Annotated in this window: 27 protein-coding genes; 6 read left to right on the forward strand and 21 right to left on the reverse strand. The window is 44.3% G+C overall.

Features of this window, described 5'->3' with window-relative positions:
* The first annotated feature begins 161 nt into the window (after nt 1-161).
* A complete protein-coding gene (gene bluB / locus DK187_RS05560; RefSeq protein WP_111606341.1) occupies nt 162-818 on the forward strand; it encodes a 5,6-dimethylbenzimidazole synthase in 657 nt (218 codons plus the stop codon).
* Nucleotides 819-884: 66 nt separating this feature from the next.
* Here bluB and DK187_RS05565 read toward each other — a convergent pair whose 3' ends face one another.
* Complete coding sequence (locus DK187_RS05565; RefSeq protein WP_111606342.1) at nt 885-2,117, reverse strand: aminotransferase class V-fold PLP-dependent enzyme; 1,233 nt, start codon at nt 2,115-2,117, stop codon at nt 885-887.
* A 119-nt stretch (nt 2,118-2,236) separates the two neighbouring features.
* On the opposite strand from DK187_RS05565, the gene DK187_RS05570 reads away from it, so the two are divergent.
* Both DK187_RS05570 and DK187_RS05575 read left to right on the forward strand, forming a co-directional pair.
* On the forward strand, nt 2,237-2,710 hold the full coding sequence (locus tag DK187_RS05570; protein WP_111606343.1) for an Lrp/AsnC family transcriptional regulator: 474 nt from the start codon (nt 2,237-2,239) through the stop codon (nt 2,708-2,710).
* A gap of 173 nt (nt 2,711-2,883) precedes the next feature.
* Nucleotides 2,884-3,087, forward strand: coding sequence for an RSP_7527 family protein (locus DK187_RS05575; RefSeq protein ID WP_111606344.1), 204 nt, complete (start codon nt 2,884-2,886; stop codon nt 3,085-3,087).
* Between the two features lie 155 nt (nt 3,088-3,242).
* Here the strand turns inward: DK187_RS05575 and DK187_RS05580 are convergent, their stop codons facing one another.
* Complete coding sequence (locus DK187_RS05580) at nt 3,243-3,494, reverse strand: TIGR03643 family protein (RefSeq protein ID WP_111606345.1); 252 nt, start codon at nt 3,492-3,494, stop codon at nt 3,243-3,245.
* 176 nt (nt 3,495-3,670) lie between these two features.
* Between DK187_RS05580 and DK187_RS05585 the strand changes: the two genes are divergently transcribed.
* Both DK187_RS05585 and DK187_RS05590 read left to right on the forward strand, forming a co-directional pair.
* The gene (locus DK187_RS05585) at nt 3,671-4,042 is read left to right on the forward strand and encodes a glutathione S-transferase N-terminal domain-containing protein (RefSeq protein WP_111606382.1); all 372 of its coding nucleotides are present in this window, start codon (nt 3,671-3,673) and stop codon (nt 4,040-4,042) included.
* 42 nt (nt 4,043-4,084) lie between these two features.
* The gene (locus DK187_RS05590) at nt 4,085-4,537 is read left to right on the forward strand and encodes a GNAT family N-acetyltransferase (RefSeq protein WP_111606346.1); all 453 of its coding nucleotides are present in this window, start codon (nt 4,085-4,087) and stop codon (nt 4,535-4,537) included.
* On the opposite strand, the gene DK187_RS05595 is transcribed toward DK187_RS05590, so the two are convergent.
* From DK187_RS05595 to DK187_RS05615, 5 genes are all read right to left on the reverse strand, one after another.
* Nucleotides 4,518-5,141, reverse strand: a complete 624-nt coding sequence (locus DK187_RS05595) for a uracil-DNA glycosylase family protein (protein ID WP_111606347.1) — start codon at nt 5,139-5,141, stop codon at nt 4,518-4,520. The genes DK187_RS05590 and DK187_RS05595 overlap by 20 nt on opposite strands.
* Before the next feature lie 21 nt (nt 5,142-5,162).
* Nucleotides 5,163-6,005 carry a DUF6279 family lipoprotein gene (locus DK187_RS05600; protein WP_111606348.1) on the reverse strand — a complete coding sequence of 281 codons (843 nt, stop codon included), beginning with the start codon at nt 6,003-6,005 and terminating at the stop codon, nt 5,163-5,165.
* A 177-nt stretch (nt 6,006-6,182) separates the two neighbouring features.
* The gene (locus tag DK187_RS05605) at nt 6,183-6,665 is read right to left on the reverse strand and encodes an FKBP-type peptidyl-prolyl cis-trans isomerase (RefSeq protein ID WP_111606349.1); all 483 of its coding nucleotides are present in this window, start codon (nt 6,663-6,665) and stop codon (nt 6,183-6,185) included.
* Between the two features lie 302 nt (nt 6,666-6,967).
* A complete protein-coding gene (locus DK187_RS05610) occupies nt 6,968-7,390 on the reverse strand; it encodes a GNAT family N-acetyltransferase (protein WP_111606350.1) in 423 nt (140 codons plus the stop codon).
* Nucleotides 7,391-7,432: 42 nt separating this feature from the next.
* Nucleotides 7,433-7,795: a DOPA 4,5-dioxygenase family protein gene (locus tag DK187_RS05615; protein WP_111606351.1), complete on the reverse strand. Its 363-nt coding sequence runs from the start codon at nt 7,793-7,795 to the stop codon at nt 7,433-7,435.
* Nucleotides 7,796-8,011: 216 nt separating this feature from the next.
* Between DK187_RS05615 and DK187_RS05620 the strand changes: the two genes are divergently transcribed.
* Nucleotides 8,012-11,470 carry a PAS domain-containing hybrid sensor histidine kinase/response regulator gene (locus DK187_RS05620; RefSeq protein WP_111606352.1) on the forward strand — a complete coding sequence of 1,153 codons (3,459 nt, stop codon included), beginning with the start codon at nt 8,012-8,014 and terminating at the stop codon, nt 11,468-11,470.
* A 4-nt stretch (nt 11,471-11,474) separates the two neighbouring features.
* Here the strand turns inward: DK187_RS05620 and DK187_RS05625 are convergent, their stop codons facing one another.
* The 14 genes from DK187_RS05625 to rlmB all read right to left on the reverse strand — a co-directional run bounded on the left by DK187_RS05625 (nt 11,475) and on the right by rlmB (nt 20,782).
* Complete coding sequence (locus DK187_RS05625; RefSeq protein WP_111606353.1) at nt 11,475-12,104, reverse strand: TetR/AcrR family transcriptional regulator; 630 nt, start codon at nt 12,102-12,104, stop codon at nt 11,475-11,477.
* Nucleotides 12,105-12,303: 199 nt separating this feature from the next.
* On the reverse strand, nt 12,304-12,675 hold the full coding sequence (locus DK187_RS05630) for a DUF2750 domain-containing protein (protein ID WP_111606354.1): 372 nt from the start codon (nt 12,673-12,675) through the stop codon (nt 12,304-12,306).
* 12 nt (nt 12,676-12,687) lie between these two features.
* On the reverse strand, nt 12,688-13,377 hold the full coding sequence (locus tag DK187_RS05635; RefSeq protein WP_111606355.1) for a pseudouridine synthase: 690 nt from the start codon (nt 13,375-13,377) through the stop codon (nt 12,688-12,690).
* Nucleotides 13,378-13,403: 26 nt separating this feature from the next.
* Nucleotides 13,404-13,961 (reverse strand): GNAT family N-acetyltransferase, encoded by a 558-nt coding sequence (locus tag DK187_RS05640; protein WP_229676478.1) that lies wholly within the window; start codon nt 13,959-13,961, stop codon nt 13,404-13,406.
* 110 nt (nt 13,962-14,071) lie between these two features.
* Nucleotides 14,072-14,692, reverse strand: a complete 621-nt coding sequence (locus tag DK187_RS05645; RefSeq protein ID WP_111606356.1) for a YitT family protein — start codon at nt 14,690-14,692, stop codon at nt 14,072-14,074.
* 105 nt (nt 14,693-14,797) lie between these two features.
* Nucleotides 14,798-15,109, reverse strand: coding sequence for a S24 family peptidase (locus DK187_RS05650; RefSeq protein WP_111606357.1), 312 nt, complete (start codon nt 15,107-15,109; stop codon nt 14,798-14,800).
* Nucleotides 15,110-15,215: 106 nt separating this feature from the next.
* Nucleotides 15,216-15,434, reverse strand: coding sequence for a hypothetical protein (locus DK187_RS05655; RefSeq protein WP_111606358.1), 219 nt, complete (start codon nt 15,432-15,434; stop codon nt 15,216-15,218).
* Between the two features lie 22 nt (nt 15,435-15,456).
* Nucleotides 15,457-15,900: a tetratricopeptide repeat protein gene (locus tag DK187_RS05660; RefSeq protein ID WP_111606359.1), complete on the reverse strand. Its 444-nt coding sequence runs from the start codon at nt 15,898-15,900 to the stop codon at nt 15,457-15,459.
* Nucleotides 15,901-16,165: 265 nt separating this feature from the next.
* On the reverse strand, nt 16,166-16,795 hold the full coding sequence (cobO, locus tag DK187_RS05665; protein ID WP_111606360.1) for a cob(I)yrinic acid a,c-diamide adenosyltransferase: 630 nt from the start codon (nt 16,793-16,795) through the stop codon (nt 16,166-16,168).
* 34 nt (nt 16,796-16,829) lie between these two features.
* Complete coding sequence (locus tag DK187_RS05670) at nt 16,830-17,444, reverse strand: trimeric intracellular cation channel family protein (RefSeq protein ID WP_111606361.1); 615 nt, start codon at nt 17,442-17,444, stop codon at nt 16,830-16,832.
* 70 nt (nt 17,445-17,514) lie between these two features.
* The gene (locus DK187_RS05675) at nt 17,515-18,108 is read right to left on the reverse strand and encodes a histidine phosphatase family protein (protein WP_111606362.1); all 594 of its coding nucleotides are present in this window, start codon (nt 18,106-18,108) and stop codon (nt 17,515-17,517) included.
* On the reverse strand, nt 18,105-18,890 hold the full coding sequence (locus DK187_RS05680; RefSeq protein ID WP_111606363.1) for an adenosylcobinamide-GDP ribazoletransferase: 786 nt from the start codon (nt 18,888-18,890) through the stop codon (nt 18,105-18,107). Before DK187_RS05680 ends, DK187_RS05675 begins: the two co-directional genes overlap by 4 nt.
* Before the next feature lie 47 nt (nt 18,891-18,937).
* Nucleotides 18,938-20,002 (reverse strand): nicotinate-nucleotide--dimethylbenzimidazole phosphoribosyltransferase, encoded by a 1,065-nt coding sequence (cobT, locus tag DK187_RS05685; RefSeq protein WP_111606364.1) that lies wholly within the window; start codon nt 20,000-20,002, stop codon nt 18,938-18,940.
* Between the two features lie 12 nt (nt 20,003-20,014).
* Nucleotides 20,015-20,782 (reverse strand): 23S rRNA (guanosine(2251)-2'-O)-methyltransferase RlmB, encoded by a 768-nt coding sequence (gene rlmB / locus DK187_RS05690; protein ID WP_111606365.1) that lies wholly within the window; start codon nt 20,780-20,782, stop codon nt 20,015-20,017.
* Nucleotides 20,783-20,817 lie beyond the last annotated feature (35 nt).

The raw sequence follows: 20,817 nt of genomic DNA on the forward strand, positions 1-20,817 counted from the left end.
TTCTTATTTTGTACCTCGCTCACCATGGATAGGCGGTTTTGCTCTAACTCACCAATTAATCAGATGAGTTAAACTCGGTTAGCGTTTGAATTTTACTCATTGGCATATAGCACCACTATTCCTCATAATATCGGCTTTCCACTAAACAAAAGTCGATCATTATGCAGATCACACCAGAAGAGCGCGATGCGGTTTACAAAACCATATTTTCCCGCCGTGATGTACGACGAGAATTCAAACCCGATGCTATTCCAAATGATGTTTTGGAACGTGTCTTACTGGCGGCGCATCATGCGCCAAGCGTGGGCTTTATGCAGCCTTGGGACTTTATTCTTGTTACTAAGCCAGAATCCAAGGCACAAATAAAACACGGTTTTTTACAAGCTCACGCCGAAGCGGCTGAACGGTTCGAAGGTGAACGCAAAGAGCAATACAAAAGCCTCAAATTAGAAGGAATCGAAGAAGCGCCTTTGGGGATTTGTGTGACCTGCGATCGCAGTCGAACAGGGCCTGTTGTGCTAGGACGCACCGCGAAGCCGGAAATGGATTTATTCAGTTCTGTCTGCGCGGTACAAAACCTATGGCTAGCGGCAAGAGCGGAAAACCTTGGCGTGGGTTGGGTCAGTATTGTTCATGACAAGGTGATACGCGATACGCTCAATATTCCTGAATCCATCGATATCATTGCCTATTTGTGCGTAGGCTATGTAGAAGCGTTCCATGACACCCCGGATCTAGAAAGAGCTGGCTGGTTACCAAGACGAGACGCCAGCTCGGCGATTCATTACGAGTTTTGGCCTGAACCAAAGAGCCAATAAATAACATTAAACATACAAACAAAAGGCCGTTCTTTGAACGGCCTTTCCAGACAGCTGATTTATTTGTTATGACAGCGCTTTATCTAGGGCTGCCATCAACTGATCTATTTCTTCCGCATTTGTATAGTGAACAAACGACAACCGAACCACCCCTGTATTTGCAACACCCATGGCTTCCAATAGACGCACTGCATAAAAATGCCCTGCACCACAAATAATGCTTTGATCCACCAACTTTTGCGCCAGCTCTTGAGGGGATTGCTCTGTTGGAATCACAGAAACCGTTGCCGCTCTTTTTGCAGGATCAGCAGGTCCCAATAGAATCAATTTCGGATGTTGGTCCACAAACCTAAGTAATTTAGACAATAAAACCTGTTCAGCATCATGCATCAAGCTGCGTACTCGCTTAGCCTTTTCCGCTGCGGAATCTGTCGCCTCAAAATGATGATCGTGCAAGGCATCGAAGTAATCTAACACACCACGACTCGCCGCGACTTGTGCGTGATCAGGCCCAGCTGGGACAAACCACTTATGACGATAGGCTTTATTAAAATAATGCGCCTGATTACCCAACTTATCCGCCATGGCATCACGAATGACCATCACACCAAGATGCGTTCCGTAAGCTTTATAGAGAGAAAACAGATAAATATCGGCACCTAGTGCATCCACATCCGGCAAGCCATGACCAGCAAAAGACACCCCATCAACCACCGTTGCCACATTCGCGGCTTTTGCCAGTTTGCAAATATCGGCGACTGGATTAATCTCGGCGACGATATTGGAACAGTGAGTAAAAGCCAACAATTTGGTTTGCTCGGAGAAAAGAGCCACTAAATCTTTAATATCTAAAGATCCCGTTTGTGGATCCACCCGCCATTCTTTGATCACCACTCCTCGTCCCTGTAACGAACGCCAAACACCGATGTTCGCTTCATGATCTTGATTGGTCACAATGATCTCGTCGCCCGCTTTTAAAATCTTGCCAAAAGCCTGTGCTAACACATAAGTATTTTGAGACGTAGAAGGCCCAAGATGCACTTCGCTGGTATTCACATTCAAATAAGACGCCAGACGCTCATGGGCCAAATCCATTTGCGCACCGGCTTTTTGCGCTGCCGGGTGAAGATGATAAGGTTGCAGTTTGGTCTCTCGGTAATATTGATTTAAATGATCTATCACCGCCTGACAAGCATAAGAACCGCCCGCATTATCAAAAAAAGCCTGGCCGGCCAAAGAAGGTTCTTTAAACGCGGGAAATTGAGAACGCACAAACGCCAAATCTAATGACATAGCCATCACCTGATCTCCTAACCAAAAGTGATTTAAAGTATAAAGAATCTGGCGCGCAAGTTGTTTGCTATTTGAGTGTAGAATAACGGACGTAACACAAGATTTTCATTTAAATTGAGCATTCTATGAAAGAAATCACCCTAGATCGCACAGACTACAAAATAATACAAGCATTAGAAAAAGATGGCCGTCTTAGCAATACAGAGTTAGCTCAGCTAATCAACCTATCTCAATCCCAATGCCTGCGACGCCTACGTCATTTAGAAGAAATGGACATCATTAGTGGCTATCGAGCACAAGTAAACTATCAAAAACTGGGCTATAGCGTCATGGCTTGGACCCTAGTAACCGTGAGTAAAGACATACCCAATGCTCGCACCAATGTAATGGATTTTTTACAGCAACAAAGCGCTGCGATTAATGTTCATGGCGTCACAGGAGACGTGGATTTAATGGTGGAAATTTGTGCCAAAGACATGGCGGAATTTACAGATTTGGTAGTCAAGCAATTGTATTCTCATGCCAACGTTGTCAGCACAAAATCATACATCCGCTTAGATACAGCAAAACAACAGGGAAGCCCTCTTGATAAGATGTAAAAACCCTTACAAAACAATCACTTATATCAACCAAAATAGATTGATTAGTTTTTTTCAGGTATTGGTGTATTTTTTATCGTTTGTCTTCTTTACACCGAATTTCTACTATAGAAGCATCAAAACGTAGTTTGTTTTGGTAACAACGTAAACAAACATCCAACGAGGTTTATATCATGAAAAACAATCAATCTATCGCCGAATTACTAAAAAGCGTTAACACTTCTTACCTAACAGACGCAGAAAAATACGAAGCTATCGCTCGTGCTGAACGCGCTGAATACATTGTTGCTGGCGTAGCTTCTGCGATCAAAGCGGTTAAAAACCTAGCGATCAAAGTAAAATCTGCATTGGTTTCTTCTCCAGCTCAACACGCTTAATAGCTTGATCGGGTCATTATTGGGTAAGCGTCTAGGCTAGAAAAATAGACATTTTGGCTTACTTCAACCGACCTAAAAGGAAATGGCGCTAAAATAAAAACATTAAGCGCTTCCCCTTCTTTTTTATTTCCTATCCTTATACATTACATTTTTATCTATCTTGGTTTGTATTGCGCTCGACAATACCCTCGACTTACGGCAGGGTCTCGGAGTTGCAAATGCTTAGTCTGACGACCACTCACTCGTTCACGCCACAACCTAAAACTACTTGGCTTTAAATTGCCTCTCATAAAGCGTATCACTTGTGGCTCACTCATTCCGAACTGTTTTTCGATTGCTTCAAATGGCGTTCTGTCTTCCCATGCCATTTCTATTACTCTTGATTCGTCGCTTGGGGAAAGTGTCATAACATTCAGGGTCCTTGCTATAAAATACGTCAAAGCTTATACGCAGATACTGGCAAAAAAGATGACTCAAACCACTATAGTCGATAATTTATGACGAATACTTAAAAAATGAACACTTTACCGCTAGAATGGCGGCCGATACACAGCATGATCCAATAGCGAAAGCGAGCCTTGATATGAAATTGTTTATTAAACTGATCCGAAACCTTTTAGGTCTCATCATTGCAACCGCAGACGTTCTAACGCGCGGAACCAAGCTTAAAAGAGCACCTGAAACGCAACAACAAATCAATACAGAAGTACAAGACCTAACACTTTATCAATTCTTTGCCTGTCCGTTTTGCATCAAAACTCGCAGAGCCATGTACAAACTCAACCTACCCATCGAAAAACGCAGTGCTTCCGAAGGCTCCCCTCATCGTGAAGCATTATTACAGGGTGGCGGTAAAATCAAAGTGCCGTGCTTGCGTATTGAGCAAGATGGTAAAGTGGAATGGATGTATGAGTCTTCACAGATCATTCGTTATCTCGAAAATCGCTTTGCTTAATGCCTTTGTTGATCGAGAAAACAAAAACACATGGGAAATAACATGATCTGGCATTGTAAACCTTTTAGTGAATTGTCCACTCACACGCTTTATCAGCTGCTAAAACTGCGCTGTGATGTGTTTGTGGTAGAGCAAAATTGCCCCTATCCGGAACTAGACGGTTTGGATATGTTGCCTGAAACACGACATCTGTATGCCATTCGCGATAACACAATCGTCGCCTATGCACGTCTCTTAGCAAAAGACGATAGCTACGAAGACCATACTAGTATTGGCCGCGTGGTCGTGGCTGCTCAATATCGAAAAGAAAAACTAGGACACGCGCTCATAGACCAAGCGATTAAGCAGACCTTTGCTCTCTGGCCAAGCACAAACATCAAAATTGGCGCTCAGTTCCATCTTAAAAAGGTCTACCAGTCCCATGGTTTTGAAGTGGCATCCGAGCCGTACATGGAAGATGGCATTGAGCATTGTCTTATGACACTGGCTTACTGATAAGAGCTTTTACACGGGCTTTTAATTCAGGCAACACCTCGGCTTCAAACCATGGATTTTGCTTGAGCCAACGATTATTCCTTGGACTAGGGTGAGGCAATACTAACTTGCCTTGCTCCAACCAATATTGCCACAGCTTAACTTGCTCCGTCACATTCCCAGATTGATCCAAATGGTAGGCTTGCGCATAAGCCCCTAACACAATCGTTAATTCAATATTAGCCAACTGGCTCAGCACCGCTTCTCGCCATTTTATTGCACACTCGGGACGAGGCGGTAGATCGCCTGACGGCTTGCCAGCTGACGGACCATTTTTATGAAAAGTATTGCCGGGAAAGCAAAAACCCATTGGTACTATGGCGACTTGGTGCTCATCGTAGAATTCATCCTTGGTGATGCCAAGCCAGTCTCGTAAACGATCGCCGCTTAGATCATCAAATGGCCGACCAATATCATGCGTCTTTTTTCCAGGCGCTTGACCCGCAATCAATAATTTCGCGTCTGGGTGGATTTGAATAATGGGTTTGGGGGGATAAGGCAGAGTATCCGCACAATAATGACAAGTGAGAATCGCCTGTTTAATATCATTAAAAGTCTCTACCATTGTGCTTTGTCCCTGATACCCTTAATCTGAAATCAAATCCCCAATGAGAGTGATCTTCTCTTCTAGTTTATCATCGAGCGTTAATTTTTGCTTTTGGGTAAACGTGCTGTTTAGCTCTGCCAACATTTGAGCATACAAGCGTGCGTTGCGATCTAAAATAGCCTGATATTGTGGTGTTTTGTATTGGTCTGGATTGCGGATGAGATCAGCAAGTTGCTGTTCAAATTCAAATGTATCTCGATTGGCAAAAATATCTCTTATCACATGTTGTAAAGAGGTGTGATATGCCGTTCGCTCATTGTTCGTTGCTAGAAATCTCGGTGCGTAACTGTTAATAATGCCAGCCTGTTGCTGAGTTAACTTACCCATATTATCTTCAACAAATTCCGTCAACCGCTCTTTCTGGCGAAGTAATCGCTCTGCCTCTGTTCGTTTTTCGAACTCAGACTGACGTTCTTGTCTTTTTTTACTCCATGCAGATAACGCACCCTCTACCTGAGCGGTGGAGAGTTGGTGAGCAATACCCGCCAACTCAGGCGCAATTTTACTACGAAAACGATGAAGATGTTGCTGCGCTTCTTCGAACTCGTTCAACCATTGCTCCTCGGTGAGAGCACCAGACGCTAGCTTACCTCTCACCTCTTTGAGTTGAGCTTGATACTTTTCAAGTTCCGTAGAGCGATGCCAGCTTTGCCATGCGACAATACGTTCATCTAACACTGCCTTTTGATCCAATGATAAATCAACATAATCGCCTAAATACCAATAAAGTAGCCAATCAATGTTGTTATAGGCAAAGGATGACGAACAAGCGCTCAAAAGAAAACTAAGCACTATCACTAGAGGTAACCTAGCCTTCTTCATGTGTGATCCTATTCCTTAAGCTATGCATTATAAATGGATTATATATTTATCCTGTACGAGCTGATCGATCAAATGGATTACTTTGGTTTCTGAAGCATAAAAAAGCGGCTTCTGCTTGTCATTAAAACAAGTCAGAAGCCGCTTACTTTACATTCGGCTATTTACTAAGAAATAGGATTAGTGGTGATGACCACCAGCGCCATGAACATGACCGTGCTCTAGTTCTTCAGCCAATGCTGCACGCACCTCAATGATTTCAACATCAAAGTTCAATGTTTTGCCAGCTAATGGGTGGTTACCATCGAGCATGATACCGTCGTCTTCTACAGCAATAACAGTCACGGGCTGTTGACCACCTGGTGTTTGCGCCATGAACTGCATGCCAACTTGGATTTCGTCAACGCCTTGGAAGTTTTCAGTGGGCACTTTTTGGATCAGCTCTTGATGAACCGCACCGTACCCATCTTCAGGGGCAACAGACACAGAAAGCTTGTCACCAGCCGCTTTGCCTTGTAGGGCTTTGTCCAATCCATCAATGATGTTTTGCGCGCCACTTAAAAATACTAAAGGCTCTTGTCCAACAGAAGAGTCAAGTTGTTGCCCTTGTTCGTCAGTCAAGGTGTAGTGCATGCTAACAACGGTGTTTTCTGTAATTTGCATTGTATTCTCCTAATGAATAAATAATGAATAACAAGGGAACGAGCGCTTGATACAAGCAAATCTTAACTTTCAACAATAAGCGTTACACCGCCACAACACGAACCCAAACAATAGTTTGTGGCATTATGATAACGTTCCATAAGCTCAATAACCACCGTATAACCCTAGAAGTTTGGTACTTTCGACGATTTTTAAAGGGATGTTTAACGATTATTTTGAAAAAAAACGCAAAAATAATCCCTGCTGATCAAATTTAAAGCGAAGTTTGATCAATAAATTAATCCCTAAATTACAAGCAGGTCCTAAAATTGAAAGACAGATTGAATTTTTGTAGTCGTAAAACCTAACGCAGTATAAAACTTTTTCGCCCCCTCTCGTGTGTCATTGGTACGAACTCGTAATGTTATCTTTTCACTTAAAGCCCACTCTTTGGCTTTTCCGACCAAAGCTCGGCCCGCACCTTTTAACCTTGCTTGATCCGATACAGACAAACCAAGGATTTCAATAAAGTCTGCCGAAGCTGCTCGAAAAGCATGCTGAGCATGCAGCCAACCTATCAATTGACCATTGAATTCGGCAACCCAGACTTTGTCATCGCTGGATAAAAGCAATCGCTCAAGACGCGCTCTTGCAAGCTCTGCTGAAACCGCACTTTGATAGCCTAATGCGGAAGCGACATCAGCAATAGCATTGGCATCTTGTAAATTAGCTAATCGGATTTCCATTGCTTCTTACTACTCCATTTATTCATCAGTTTGCACAAAAACTCATTCATTCGGCGGCATGAACTGGGAGATATCCAGCTCATAAGATTTGCCTAACCAGCTAACCCCTTGGGTATGATCCACGTATTCATTGCCTGTTAACGGATGAACAAACACGTCTAGCGATTGCCGATTTAGCATCAGCCAAGGAATAATTTGACCAAAGGTTTCTGCGGCAAAAGACAACTGACAGCTCCAAACAGGATGAGGCCCTACGGGCCGTTGATGGAAGCGACCTACGCGAATATCGAACAATTCAGCGGCTTGCTCCGCTAATATCTTAGCCATTTCCATCCCCATATCATCGCTGTAATAAAGATGCGCATGAAAGGCTTTGATGTCATTGTGCAACGAAAAATGGCCCATAATGCCTCCTACCTTGTTTTCCCAAAATCAATATCAAGCAGTGTAACATTACTTGTCACGTGACCTTAGCCTCTTATTCAAAAGGCAGTATTACCAAATAAGAAACAATAGCACCCAAGCTACACGACCTAAGTCGTAGAGGATTATTGAATCGACTGTGTTACATTTAACGTAAACAACACCGACGCATCAGTCTAAATTCAGGTAATGTATGCAATGACGGTTTTCTGGATTCTGTTAGCCATTCTTTATGTTCTGGGCCTGTTCTGGATTGCCATCTGGGGCGATAAAGAAAGCCCGACAGCGAAAAAACTGACGCGCCACCCTTTAGTCTACAGTTTGTCTTTGGCGATTTATTGTACTGCTTGGACATTTTACGGTGCAATTGGCGAAGCGTCTCGCTCAGGTTGGAGCTATTTGCCCATTCTGTTGGGCCCTATTCTTTTGTACTTGTTTGCTTTTCCCCTACTGCGCAAAATGATTACCGTTAGCCGCAAACAGAACATCACCTCTATCGCCGACTTTATTTCTTCTCGCTATGGCAAACGTCCAATGACAGCGCCACTGGTTATACTCATTAGTATGCTGGCAGTCATCCCTTATATTGCCTTGCAATTGAAAGCCATTGGCTCCAACTTTGCGCTTTTTGTTAACCAAGACGAATCATCGACCAGTGTCGTGGTGCTGATTGCGACCATTTTAATGGGCATATTTGCCATGTTATTTGGCACTCGAAAGGTAGAAGTCACGGAATATCGTTCAGGCATGATGTTGGCGATCGGCGCGGAGTCTTTGTTCAAGCTCATCGCCATTGTCGCTGTCGGTTTGGTGGCCATTATGATGACGCAAGAATTGAATATTGATGAATTAGGCAAAAATGTCGATTTTTCAGTCTGGGGATCCGAACAGTTTTTGTCCTTCTCTTTCTTGATGCAAACCTTCATGTCAGCAGCCGCGGTCATTTGTCTCCCACGACAATTTCACGTGACGGTTGTTGACCATCAAAACAACCAACAGTCCAACACAGCGCGCTGGTTATTCCCTCTGTATTTGTTAATTTTTGCCGTCATCATTCCGCCCATAGCTATTGCCGGACAGAGCCTGTTTTCGGCTGACATTAACCCAGACACTTACGTGATTCAGTTCGCCTTAGTCTCAGACAACCTTCCTCTGCAAATGTTGATCTTTCTTGGCGGTATGTCAGCCACCACAGCAATGATCATCATTGCTACGTTTGCCCTCAGCATCATGATCAGTAACGATGTAATCTTACCTCTGATGTTGGCTCGCGCCAGTGCTCAGCAACAAGCCTTGCCCCTTTATCGACGCCGTATATTAATGATTCGCCGCTTTGCTATGGTAGGAATTCTTGTTCTCTCCTTCCTGTATTACCAAAAAATGGCCAATAATGAGTCTTTGGCTGGCACGGGTATCTTGGCCTTCTCATTGGTCTTACAACTCATGCCCGCGGTATTAGGTGGCTTATATTGGAAGCGCGCTCACGCACATGGTGTGTATGCAGGCTTAACACTGGGCTTCTTGGCATGGATGCTTTTAATGATGTTGCCATTGGCAGGCAACATGGACTGGGCACTATATAGTGCTCAATCTCGCTCTGAATTAATCAGCTATGGGGCTTTTATTAGTCTATTGGCAAATATTTTTGGTTACGTCGTGGGCTCGTTATTGGCTACTGAACGTTTAATTGATCGAATTCAAGCAACCGCTTTCGTCAGCCCAACTACCGAACTGGAAAAAGGCTTTTTTAAACCCAAAAGCAAAGCCACTAACGGGGATTTTTTCGTACTGTTAGAAACCTTTTTAGGCAAACAAAAAAGCCAACAAGTCCTATCAAATTTTGAGCAAGATTATAGCCAAAGTATTCCCTCTAGTGCGTCACCGAATCGTTTATTCGTGGATTATTGTGAACGTATATTAGGTGGTGTCTTAGGTGGGTCATCGGCCCGCACCATTATCAATTCCATCTTGATCGATAAACAAATCAAAGTAGAAGAGATGGTCACCTATTTGGATGAGACCACGCAGGCCATCCAATTTAGTCAGAATCTATTATTCGTTTCCATGGACAATCTAGACCAAGGCATTAGCGTAGTAGACAAAGAGCTCCGAATCGTTGCGTGGAATAAAACCTACCTTTCTCTCTACCCTTATCCGGAAGGCATGCTAAAGGTCGGTTTACCCGTTGAAGACCTAATCCGCTTCAATGCAGAGCGCGGTGAATGCGGTGTTGGTGATATAGAAGAGCTGGTCAACAAGCGTTTAGAGCATCTAAGAAAAGGCACAACTCACCGTTTTCTGCGCCGCAGGGCAAGTGGTCGCGTCATCGAAATGGTTGGTAATCCTCTTCCAGATGGCGGTTTCGTTACCAGTTTTACGGATGTCACAGAGCATATTGAAAGCCAACAAGCGCTAAAAGAAGCCAACATAGACTTAGAAAAGCGGGTTGAAGCTCGTACGGTAGAAGTACAAGGTGTTAATCACGAACTGATGCAAGAAATCGAACGTCGCAATCAAGCCGAAAAAGCACTTATTAGCGCCAAAGCAGAAGCCGAACAAGCCAATGCGTCTAAAACAGAATTCCTTGCCCTAGCAAGCCATGATATTTTACAACCGCTAAACGCGGCCAAACTTTACATGGGCATTTTACAATCGACTCAATTGCCTGACGATACTAACCAAGTCATTGAAAAACTCTCTGATTCGCTAGAGTCCACCGAAGCTCTTATCTCGACATTGCTTGAAATTGCGCGCCTAGATCAAGGGGCGATTCAACCCAAACTAGTTGATTGCAATTTACAAGATATTCTTGCTCCCATCGTGGCAGAGTTTGGCGTTATAGCGGAAAGTAAAAACATTCGCCTCACCACCCATTTACGACCTTTTAGGGTGCACACAGACCCTATTTATTTGCGACGGATTATTCAAAACTTTGTCTCCAATGCGGTCAAATACACGCAAAAAGGACGCGTACTACTCAGCGTCAGACCACGTTCAGGGGTGGTCTATCTACAAGTATGGGATACGGGCGTTGGCATTCCTGTCAGCGAGCAAAAGAAAATTTTTGACGACTTTTACCGTTGGGAAAATACCCAAGAGCCGGGCATGGGGCTGGGATTAGGCTTGGTTCGCCGTATGCAAAAACAACTTGGATTGGCCACGGAAATACACTCCGTTCCCGGCAAAGGCAGCTGCTTCAGCATTGGTATTCCCTTAGCTCAAAGTAACCATGTTACTCACATACAAGCCCCACAAGTCACAAAGACGTCCCATGAGAAGCTAGCACATTGTTATGTCTGGTGTATCGATGATGAGAAAAACAACCTTATCGCCATGCATACACTACTCACCCATTGGCAATGCGATTGTCGTACCTTTAACCGTTATCACGACGCGCTAGAAGCCGAGGGCGAAGCGGAATTACTGCTGGTTGACTACCACCTTGATGATAACAAGGACGGTTTATCTTTGATCAAAGAACTGCGCACTCGAGCCGGAAAAACCATTCCTGCCGTCTTGATCACTGCCCTGCGCGACCCAGAACTGGTCGAGCTATGTAAACAGCAACAAATTACTTACATGGCTAAACCTGCAAAACCCGCAAAATTACGGGCTTTGGTTCAACACATTCATCAATTAAGGGAAGAAGCAAAATAGTAGACTAATTTTTTTCAGCGAGGCTCAAACCGCAACCCGCCAAAATAATAGCACTGACCGTATCACCAATGCGTGTCAAATCGGCATCACTAAGAGACTCAATACCGCTCAACGCCAATACTTGTGCTTCAAAGTCTGCATAGTGCTGAGTGGTTGCCCATATCATATAAATCACACTGGCTGGATCACATTGACGCATTTTACCCGCATCCATCCAAGCTTGAAGCAATTCAACTCGAGATGAAAACCAAGGCCTAAGCTCTTCTTTTAAATAATCACCAATGTGTAATGCGCCACTAATCACTTCCATGGCAAATAACCTTGAGGCACCACCTTTCTCAAAACTTTGCTTGAGTTTTACACGAATAAAGCTGTCCAGCACCACAGCAGGGTCGTCCTCTAGCGTCGCCTTATCAAACAAATCATTCCAGCCCATTAATGTCTGATCGAGCACCTGTTTGTACAGATTGGCTTTGGACTGAAAGTAATAAATGATGTTGGGTTTAGGCAACCCAGCACGTTCGGCGATATGTTGAAGACTCGCACCATTGTAGCCCTTCAAACCAAACTCGACTTCCGCGGCATCGAGTATTTTAACAAAGACTTCTTCACGGTGATTTTGACGTTTGCTCATGGGGGAGTTAAGTCCTTATTTGTATTTTTGTGAACAGTACTAAAATAAGCCTTACCCCCTCCCAACCTCTCCCTTAGCAGGGGGAGGAGCAAGCTAGTTTTGTTCCATTCTCTTCTGTCCTGAAGGGGAGGAGCAAGCTCGCTTTGTTCCCTCCCCTTGTGTCTTTTAAGGGGAGGGTTAGGGAGGGGTTATTTCTATATTAAGCCAGTAAATCAGTCAGCTCTTTCGCTGTTGATAGCTTGCCTTCATCTTCAATATTAGGGAAAACAGCCACCGTAATATTGTCTAGGGCAAGACTGGGTAACCATTCTGTTTTAAACATATCCAATGAAACGGACACCGGCTCGCAGTCGTCCCAATCCTCAATAGCCCACTGGCTGGCAAACTCAGCGTCCGGCCAAACCATCACACAATCGCCTTCGTCGGTTTCAACCATCACGAAACCATCTTCATTGCACAAGCTCCAAACCAGTTTTGTGGCTTTGACTTGCTCAACAAAATACGCCAATCGTTCGCTATCAGGCGCAACCAACAGTTGAACACGTTCATCCATCGATAATTCTTTCATCATTTAATCTCTTTATTAAAAGTAAGCGACTTCTTCTTCAGTCAATTCACGGAACTCACCAGCTTGCATGTCAGCATCCAGTGATAATGGACCGATTTGATCGCGGTGAAGCTCTTCCACTTTATTACCGACGGCTGCCAACATACGTTTTACTTGATGATATTTACCTTCTTGAATCGTCAGGTAAATATCACAATCGCTAATACGTTGAGCGACCGCTGGCAATGTTGGCTGCGATTCACCATTCAGCATCACACCGTCTTCCAGTCGTTTTAGATCGGCATCACTGATCGGGTCCGCTAGCATCATACGATAGCGCTTATTACAGGCATTACGTGGAGAGGTAATTCGATGCAGCCATTGACCGTCTGTTGTTAATAGCAAAAGCCCCGTGGTGTCTTTGTCCAAACGCCCAACAATTTTCAAATCTTGCCCTAAATGCGAAGGCAATAAATCCAACACGGTTGGATGATCAGGATCTTGTGTCGCACACACATAACCTGCAGGCTTGTGCAGTAAATAGTATCCCTCAGATGGCCATGCTAACAGCACATCATCGAGGCAAATTTGATCCCCTTCTTGTACGGTATAATTGGCCTTTTTAACCACAACACCATTCACCGTAACACGGCCTTTTGATGCCGCAATTTTGGCGGCTTTACGTGCTAAATCGGTCACGTGGGATAAATAAAAATCAAGTCTCAAGGGAATCGCCTATGGCTTTGTTTAAATTAAGAAAATACTTCGTGGGTGGTTTCAATTTCTTTATAGAAGAAGGTCGCGTTATGCAGCATACCATTCGCACTGCGCGTATACCCTGGCACTTCACCAAACGGAATATAGCCCATATTAACGTACATGTCGTGAGCTATATCGTCGCTCCTCACTTCCAATATCAGTAGCTGACGCTGCAAAGAGGCGGCAACACGTTCAACGCCCTGCATTAACATACTACCGAGTCCATGCTCTCTTGCTTGCGTGTGTACCATGAGTTTTTCCACATCACAGCGATGCAATGCATTGGCTTTAGGCGACATAGCAATTTGCACACTACCAACTACTTTATTGTCTTCACGAATCAATAATACTTGGCGGGCATTGGCTTGCAAATCATCGTTAATGCTTAACCAATAGGCTTTGGCTTCAGACTCGCTCATTGGTGGCAAAAAGCCAATTGGCGCACCAGAATCAACCGCATCACAGAGTAATTCGATAAGGTCATCTAGGTAAGGGTTAAGGTTGTCTACTTTGAGTAATTCCAAACTCTTTTCCTCGTCTTTTAGATACATTCAATAATACCTTAGCGAGGCTCAGTTAGGAAACGTCAACACGAATTAAGCAAACTAAAGCCGTAAAAAAGGCGGCTTACGCCGCCTTCCTAGATTCATACCGTGCTTTTTTAAACATTTCCCATATAGCGCCCTGGCTTATGATTGACGGCAATTATCATATTCAGCGCCACAGCCCCCATGACCGAAATCACAATTAAGTAAAAATCCACCACAAACACAGACAACAATACGATCATACAATCAACGGCCATTTGGAATTTCCCCATGGAAATACCATATTTCTCAGCCAGATAACGCGCCAAAATATTCAAGCCACCCAAACTGGCATTATGACGAAACAGCATTAAAAAACCGACGCCCATCAAAAAACCACCAGCCACGCTAGCATAAAAAGGGTTCACCTGATCAAAGCTCACCAGCATGGGTGTGACATCGGCAAAAACAGACAGAGAAAATACCGACAAGAAAGTCTTGATGGTGAACTCCCAACCAAAATGCATAATGGCGAGAATATAAAAAGGCAGGTTAATTAGAAAAAACGCCTGACCAAAGGTTAGGGGCGTTGAATACTTCATCAAAAAAGCGAGCCCAGCGGAACCACCGGTTAACAGACCAGCATGAGTGTAAAGGTTAACGCCCAAGGCGATAATCAAGGTACCAAGAATCACCGCTTGGGCGTCTTCAAGACGTGTGTGTTTTTGTACCTTAGGAAGTTCGACTGCTGACATGAATTTTCTCTAACCCAATATTAAAGTAGAAATAACGAACGTGGATTCTAGAGAAAAACCTTAATCAGACCAACACCAGCAACAAAAGCATTTTTCGCCCGTTTTTTATAAAGTGTCTTGTTTTTTGTACACTGGATTGGCACGGATTCGACCGATCACTTTCCCAACCACACGCCGTGGTGATACCCAGCCAATACGCTCCGATTGTAGGCTTTTATTACTTTCGCCTCCTAACCAAAGCTGACCATCTGGCGCAATATGCAGCACTTTTTTTACTATAAGACCATATAAAGCATGATCTACGACGACAAGATGACCCATTTTTAACTTACGGTACCAACGACTCGTAAAAACAAAATCCCCATTATGCAAACGTGGCGACATGCTTTCGCCTTGTACTTTAATGAGACGAAACATATACCCTCCTTTTTAAATTTTAACTTGTCGCAATATACGTTAACGGCATTCACACTAGGCATACGCCACGTCAAACCCAATCCACTTATCAAGACAGGTAATCACACTATGCATCATGATCGCTATTCTCCTTCTTCATTTGTTTGCGCCAGCGCGCGCACTGCTTATAAATAAAACCCCCAACAATGACACCAGCAACCATCACGATAGCCAAAAGGTTCATAGGTTCACTCGACCAATCACCTGCTGAGTTCTGATGTGCTAGCGCAAAATGACTCATAAACAGACCCAAACCGCCCCATACAACTAAAAAAATAGGCCGCATTTTATCTCTCTTAGGCAAGTCATTAGTGACGCACAGCATTCTTAGGTACAGACACAACATTGGACAAGGCTTGCATCAACGCTTTACTTTGTGCCGAAACATGCTTGCTATGACTTTGAGTGAACAACTCCCATTCGAATCGAATATGCGTCGCGGTTCTCATGATTAAATTACGCTGCTCATCGCTCATATCAGGTCGAACAATGATAGTTTGTAAAAAGCTCACGGCGTTTTCATATTGAGTATTGGCCGACATAAAATCGCCTAATGCGGTATAGGACTCAGCAATGTTCAAAAAACTCACCGCCGCAGCGGCAACCGCCGATTCCGCATCTCGATAAAAATCTTCATCAAATGAGCGCTCGGCTTGCATCAATGCTTGTCGATTTAAATCCACAGCCTCTGAAAAAGCATGGTTTGAATAAGCTTTATTCGCTTGTCTTGTTAAACGTTCCCAGTCTTGCATAGTTCTCTCCACGATTGATGATGACACTGCAAATTAATTAATGAGAATCATTATCGTAAAAGAAGCAAAATAAGTCCAGAAAATTTGAGAATGAATCTCATTTAAAATTATTATCTTAAGAGAAACGAACTCATGGCTGTGACGACAGGGTGTAATCGAATGGGGAATTTAGACAAGAAACCGCCATCCGGAAGGATGGCTATTTCATAATAAGCGCTATTTCATGAAGAATAGCTATCAAGACTCACTGACAAAAACACCAGTACTACCACTCAATGCCAACTTGTGCTTTAACACCATTGGCAAACGCATGACGCTCATTGGCAATTTTACTGTGAGTATCGACACTGTCTAATAAAACCCGCGGAGCGGTACGTCCTGTCATCATCACGTTCTGATGAATGGGGCGCGCAGCCAAAGCAGCAATCAAATCCGCTTCATTTAAATAGCCATATTTGTACATATAAGTGATTTCATCCAACAAGACAAAATGCACACTTGGATCCGATAAAACGTCCTTGGCTAACGACCAAGCTTGCTCTGCCGCTTCTTGCTCTAATTCAGGATTACGTGTCTCCCACGTAAAGCCGTGACCCATAACATGAAAATCAACCAATGGATGCGAACCAAAAAACAACTGCTCCCCCGTGGCTTTGCGACCTTTAATAAATTGAATAACAGCACATTTTTGACCATGTCCCAAGGCGCGAGCCATGGTGCCAAACGCACTCGAGCTTTTGCCCTTACCATTCCCTGTAAGCAAAATAGTAACACCGCGCTCTTGCGTTGCAGCCGCTATACGTTGATCGACAACCGCTTTTTTCTTCAATAAACGCGCTTCATTTTTTGCACTTTGTTCTGCTTCTTGCTCTGAGCTTTTTTTCTCATCCGTCATACTGTATCTCTTTTTTATGCTATTTCTTCTTGTACTATTTTTTCTTGTACAACAACCAACTTGGATAATACAAATCTTTATGTATCGCAAAGACCCTTAGTATAAAGACCAAAGCCACGGCGTAAATCGAGTTAAACTCATGTGTCGGTATGTTTTTTTCAAGTAACACTAACAGCAGAGCGCCCAAAAACGCTGGCGTAGCATAAAACTCTCGCCCTAAAACCAATGGTGGACGATGACTTAACACATCACGAATAATGCCCCCCGCCACACCGGTGATAATCCCCATGGTAATGGCAATAGTGGGTGGAAAACCAAGCAGCAAAACTTTCTCTGTTGCCACCACAGTAAACAACGCCAAGCCAAAGGAATCAGCGTAATGGAAAACCGTTTGCCTGTCCTCAATAAAGCGCACGGTAAAAAACGCCAGCGTTGAAGACAAAAACGCCACCCATAAATAGGACGTGTCCTTCACCCAATAAACCGTTTCAACCGATAAGACCGTGTCTCGAATCGTACCGCCCCCTAGGGACGTTACCATACCAAGAAACACAACACTAAAAAGGTCCATGTCTTTTTTACCAGACGAAATAACCCCTGTTATTGCAAACGCAGCAATCCCAAACATACCCAACAGATACAGTAACATCTTGAATTTTTTCTCAATCGAACTTAAGACGATTTGGCGAACACCAAACCCAACATCTAAACAGCACCCATCACTGATTAGATACCCAATCTCCCGCACCTAAGCGCTTTAACACCACAAAATCACCTTGAATAGACAACTCCGACACACTGCTAAACCCCACATCAATTCGATGGCATTGCTCTAAAGGCCAATGGCAGAGCATACTAACGAAAACCTTAATGACACCAGAATGAGCCACCAACACACAGTTCTCCATCGGCAAATCTTTCACCGACAACCACCAGCTCCATACACGATCCGCCACAACTTGCAGTGACTCGCCATGATACGGCGCAGCATGAACAATGTCCTCAGCCCAAATATCAATGTCTTGCTTTGGAATGTCTTGCCAACACAAGCCCTCCCAATGACCAAAATCCAGCTCCCTTAATGCATCAACAACCTGTGATTTCCCCTCGCCAATATATTCGGCTAATCGTGATGCTCGGCTTAATGGGCTGTGAAAACACCGATTCGACTCACCATCAAACTCAATGGACAAAGCCTGTTTCAAGGCTTGCGCTCCCACTTCCCAGCCCGCAGCCAATGGCACATCCATATCCCCATAACACAAGCCCTTCTTAACATCAGGCCTTGGATGACGAATCAAATACAATTTCATGAGTAAGAGACCAGCAAGCACGTAATAACGAAAATCTCGCCGATTTGCTCACTAGCACCTAACGTATCCCCATTAAACCCAGAGATTTTTTTACGCAAATAAAGTCGCATCAAAAAGAGTAACAGGGCAGTAAAAATGAACATCATGATCATATCAAGTAAGCTAAAGGCCAAGACACCAATCAGCACACAAGGCAATAAAGCGAGCAGCCACTGACTAGGCTCTAACTTAGCAATCATACTTGATGCCTTACTTTGCCCCATACTCACATACGCTAACGTATTCATGAGTACGATAGGGATAAATCGAGCGATGACATGCACAGCGCACCAACCACTTAGGGTATAAATAAACCCCAAAAAGGAACTGGGAATGATATTCAACAACTCACTGAGTAGCGCCCACTTCAAAGACAAAGAAAACCAAATAGACAAAGCCGCATAACTACCAATGCGAGAATCCTTCATAATCGCTAAACGCTGCTCTTTGTCCCAACCACCGACTAAACCATCACAGCTGTCCATCAAGCCATCTTCATGAAAGCCCCCCGTCAGCAACACCGCCGTCAGCAACATCAATAACGCCTGCAGTGAAGCTGACCAATCAAACCATAATGGCCAAGCGCTCAAGAGCCCAACCACTAATCCTATCCACGGCAAAAAGCACACCGCAGGGATGTGCTTTATATTGTCATCCCAATCAACTTTTAATGGGATGCGAGTATAAGTAACAACACTACGTTTAAAGCCCTGCCAATAAGGACCAATAATCATGCCTTTCATGTCTGTTTATTTTAACCTAGTTATTGCTGATTCAGCCCTACGCAGATTTATTGCTCAGAACCGCTAACGCCTGCGCTTTCAAAACTTGCCATGTTTTTTAAAAACAAACAGGCGCTCTGAATTAAAGGATACGCCAAAATGGCACCTGAGCCCTCTCCCAAACGCAGATCCAACGATAAAATTGGCTCTGCTTGTAAATGATCAAGCAGCAGCTTGTGGGCTTTTTCATTGGATTGATGGGCAAAAATCGCATAATCACGCACACTCGGCGCGACCTTCTGAGCAAACAATAACGCCACAGAGCAAATAAAACCGTCGACCACAAAGGCAGTTTGACGCTCAGCCGATTGCAACATAGCACCCGCCATAGCAAGAATTTCAAAGCCGCCGACTTGCTCCGCAAGAGTTTGCGCACTCCATGCGGATCGTTTTTGACCAGTGACCTGTTCCGCTCGAGTCAAAGATTGCTCAATAACCTGTGCTTTATGGGAAACACCCGCAGAATCCAACCCCGTTCCACGACCCGCGCAGTCTATCGCACTCACGCCTATCAACGCCGTCATCATACAAGAAGACACACAAGTATTACCGATGCCCATTTCGCCGAACATCAACAAATTCACACCATCATCAATAGCAAGATTGGCTTCATCAACACCTGCCTGAATGGCTTTTTCCAACTCATGACTTGTCATCGCGGCTTGTTGACTGAAATCTTTCGAAGAAAATGCCACTTTACGTATGCCCAACAGCGGGTGTTCATTCAGTTGTGCATTCACACCCACATCGACAACACGTAACGGCACATTGTGTTGAGCACAAAACACGCTCACCGCCGCACCGCCCATTAAGAAGTTCATCACCATTTGCGGGGTAACTTCTTGAGGAAACAGACTAATGCCCTGCGCCACCACACCATGATCCGCGGCAAAGACGATCATTTTTGGCTTAGAGACATTGGGAATCAATGTTTGCTGGATTTTACCAAGCTGAAAAGCAATGCTTTCTAAATCCCCTAATGCCCCTAATGGCTTCGTTTTATTGTCGATCTTGTGCTGTAACTCGGTTTCAATCACCGCAGAAGGCGCTTGGATACTAAACTGTTTAAACACGCTTTGTGTCCTCTAGACTTTGGCTTTAACAGCACGTTGACGCACGACTTCGTAGAGACAAACGCCAGTCGCAACAGACACATTCAAACTAGAAACCACACCCGCCATCGGCAGCTTCACCAAATAGTCACATTGTTCACGAGTCAAACGACGCATGCCATCCCCTTCTGCGCCCATAACAATGGCCGTCGGTATGGTTAAGTCTTGCTCGTAAATGGTTTGTGTCGCTTCCCCCGCGGTGCCGAAAATCCATACACCTTGGTCTTGTAACTTTTTCATAGTGCGAGCTAAGTTGGTCACCGCATAAACCGGTATACTTTCAGCGGCGCCGCAAGCTACCTTGCTTACCGTTGCATTCAATGGCGCAGAATTGTCCTTTGGCATCACAACCGCATGGGCACCAGCGGCATCAGCACTACGCAAACAGGCCCCCAAGTTATGCGGGTCTGTTACGCCGTCAAGAATAATGATCAATGGGTTCTCATCTAAACCTGCCACTAACGTGTGCAAATCCGCCTCGTTACCGGCTTTGTTCATCGTGGTATAAGCGACGACACCCTGGTGAACCACTCGATCTTTGGTGGCCGTAAATAATTGATCTAGGTCGCGACGAGGCACCACACTGTGGCGCACTTTTGCGGTTTTACACAACTGCATTAAACGCTGAGTTTTCTTATCATCACGGCCTTCTTGAAAACGCACCTCTTTGATACGTTCTGGCTGCTGATTCAACGCATTTTCCACGGCATGTATGCCGTATATCCATTCTAAATCTGACATTGTTTTCTCTATCAATTAGGGGGACTGAATCCCCC

This window comes from Marinomonas arctica (genome assembly GCF_003259225.1).
Taxonomy (GTDB): Bacteria; Pseudomonadota; Gammaproteobacteria; order Pseudomonadales; family Marinomonadaceae; genus Marinomonas; species Marinomonas arctica.

What these genes read in the sequence shown, in the direction of transcription:
- bluB (WP_111606341.1), top strand. Translation starts at nt 162, where the DNA reads ATGCAGATCACACCAGAAGAGCGCGATGCGGTTTACAAAACCATATTT.
- DK187_RS05565 (WP_111606342.1), bottom strand. Translation starts at nt 2,117, where the DNA reads ATGGCTATGTCATTAGATTTGGCGTTTGTGCGTTCTCAATTTCCCGCG.
- DK187_RS05570 (WP_111606343.1), top strand. Translation starts at nt 2,237, where the DNA reads ATGAAAGAAATCACCCTAGATCGCACAGACTACAAAATAATACAAGCA.
- DK187_RS05575 (WP_111606344.1), top strand. Translation starts at nt 2,884, where the DNA reads ATGAAAAACAATCAATCTATCGCCGAATTACTAAAAAGCGTTAACACT.
- DK187_RS05580 (WP_111606345.1), bottom strand. Translation starts at nt 3,494, where the DNA reads ATGACACTTTCCCCAAGCGACGAATCAAGAGTAATAGAAATGGCATGG.
- DK187_RS05585 (WP_111606382.1), top strand. Translation starts at nt 3,671, where the DNA reads ATGAAATTGTTTATTAAACTGATCCGAAACCTTTTAGGTCTCATCATT.
- DK187_RS05590 (WP_111606346.1), top strand. Translation starts at nt 4,085, where the DNA reads ATGATCTGGCATTGTAAACCTTTTAGTGAATTGTCCACTCACACGCTT.
- DK187_RS05595 (WP_111606347.1), bottom strand. Translation starts at nt 5,141, where the DNA reads ATGGTAGAGACTTTTAATGATATTAAACAGGCGATTCTCACTTGTCAT.
- DK187_RS05600 (WP_111606348.1), bottom strand. Translation starts at nt 6,005, where the DNA reads ATGAAGAAGGCTAGGTTACCTCTAGTGATAGTGCTTAGTTTTCTTTTG.
- DK187_RS05605 (WP_111606349.1), bottom strand. Translation starts at nt 6,665, where the DNA reads ATGCAAATTACAGAAAACACCGTTGTTAGCATGCACTACACCTTGACT.
- DK187_RS05610 (WP_111606350.1), bottom strand. Translation starts at nt 7,390, where the DNA reads ATGGAAATCCGATTAGCTAATTTACAAGATGCCAATGCTATTGCTGAT.
- DK187_RS05615 (WP_111606351.1), bottom strand. Translation starts at nt 7,795, where the DNA reads ATGGGCCATTTTTCGTTGCACAATGACATCAAAGCCTTTCATGCGCAT.
- DK187_RS05620 (WP_111606352.1), top strand. Translation starts at nt 8,012, where the DNA reads ATGACGGTTTTCTGGATTCTGTTAGCCATTCTTTATGTTCTGGGCCTG.
- DK187_RS05625 (WP_111606353.1), bottom strand. Translation starts at nt 12,104, where the DNA reads ATGAGCAAACGTCAAAATCACCGTGAAGAAGTCTTTGTTAAAATACTC.
- DK187_RS05630 (WP_111606354.1), bottom strand. Translation starts at nt 12,675, where the DNA reads ATGATGAAAGAATTATCGATGGATGAACGTGTTCAACTGTTGGTTGCG.
- DK187_RS05640 (WP_229676478.1), bottom strand. Translation starts at nt 13,961, where the DNA reads ATGTATCTAAAAGACGAGGAAAAGAGTTTGGAATTACTCAAAGTAGAC.
- DK187_RS05645 (WP_111606356.1), bottom strand. Translation starts at nt 14,692, where the DNA reads ATGTCAGCAGTCGAACTTCCTAAGGTACAAAAACACACACGTCTTGAA.
- DK187_RS05650 (WP_111606357.1), bottom strand. Translation starts at nt 15,109, where the DNA reads ATGTTTCGTCTCATTAAAGTACAAGGCGAAAGCATGTCGCCACGTTTG.
- DK187_RS05655 (WP_111606358.1), bottom strand. Translation starts at nt 15,434, where the DNA reads ATGCGGCCTATTTTTTTAGTTGTATGGGGCGGTTTGGGTCTGTTTATG.
- DK187_RS05660 (WP_111606359.1), bottom strand. Translation starts at nt 15,900, where the DNA reads ATGCAAGACTGGGAACGTTTAACAAGACAAGCGAATAAAGCTTATTCA.
- cobO (WP_111606360.1), bottom strand. Translation starts at nt 16,795, where the DNA reads ATGACGGATGAGAAAAAAAGCTCAGAGCAAGAAGCAGAACAAAGTGCA.
- DK187_RS05670 (WP_111606361.1), bottom strand. Translation starts at nt 17,444, where the DNA reads ATGTTACTGTATCTGTTGGGTATGTTTGGGATTGCTGCGTTTGCAATA.
- DK187_RS05675 (WP_111606362.1), bottom strand. Translation starts at nt 18,108, where the DNA reads ATGAAATTGTATTTGATTCGTCATCCAAGGCCTGATGTTAAGAAGGGC.
- DK187_RS05680 (WP_111606363.1), bottom strand. Translation starts at nt 18,890, where the DNA reads ATGAAAGGCATGATTATTGGTCCTTATTGGCAGGGCTTTAAACGTAGT.
- rlmB (WP_111606365.1), bottom strand. Translation starts at nt 20,782, where the DNA reads ATGTCAGATTTAGAATGGATATACGGCATACATGCCGTGGAAAATGCG.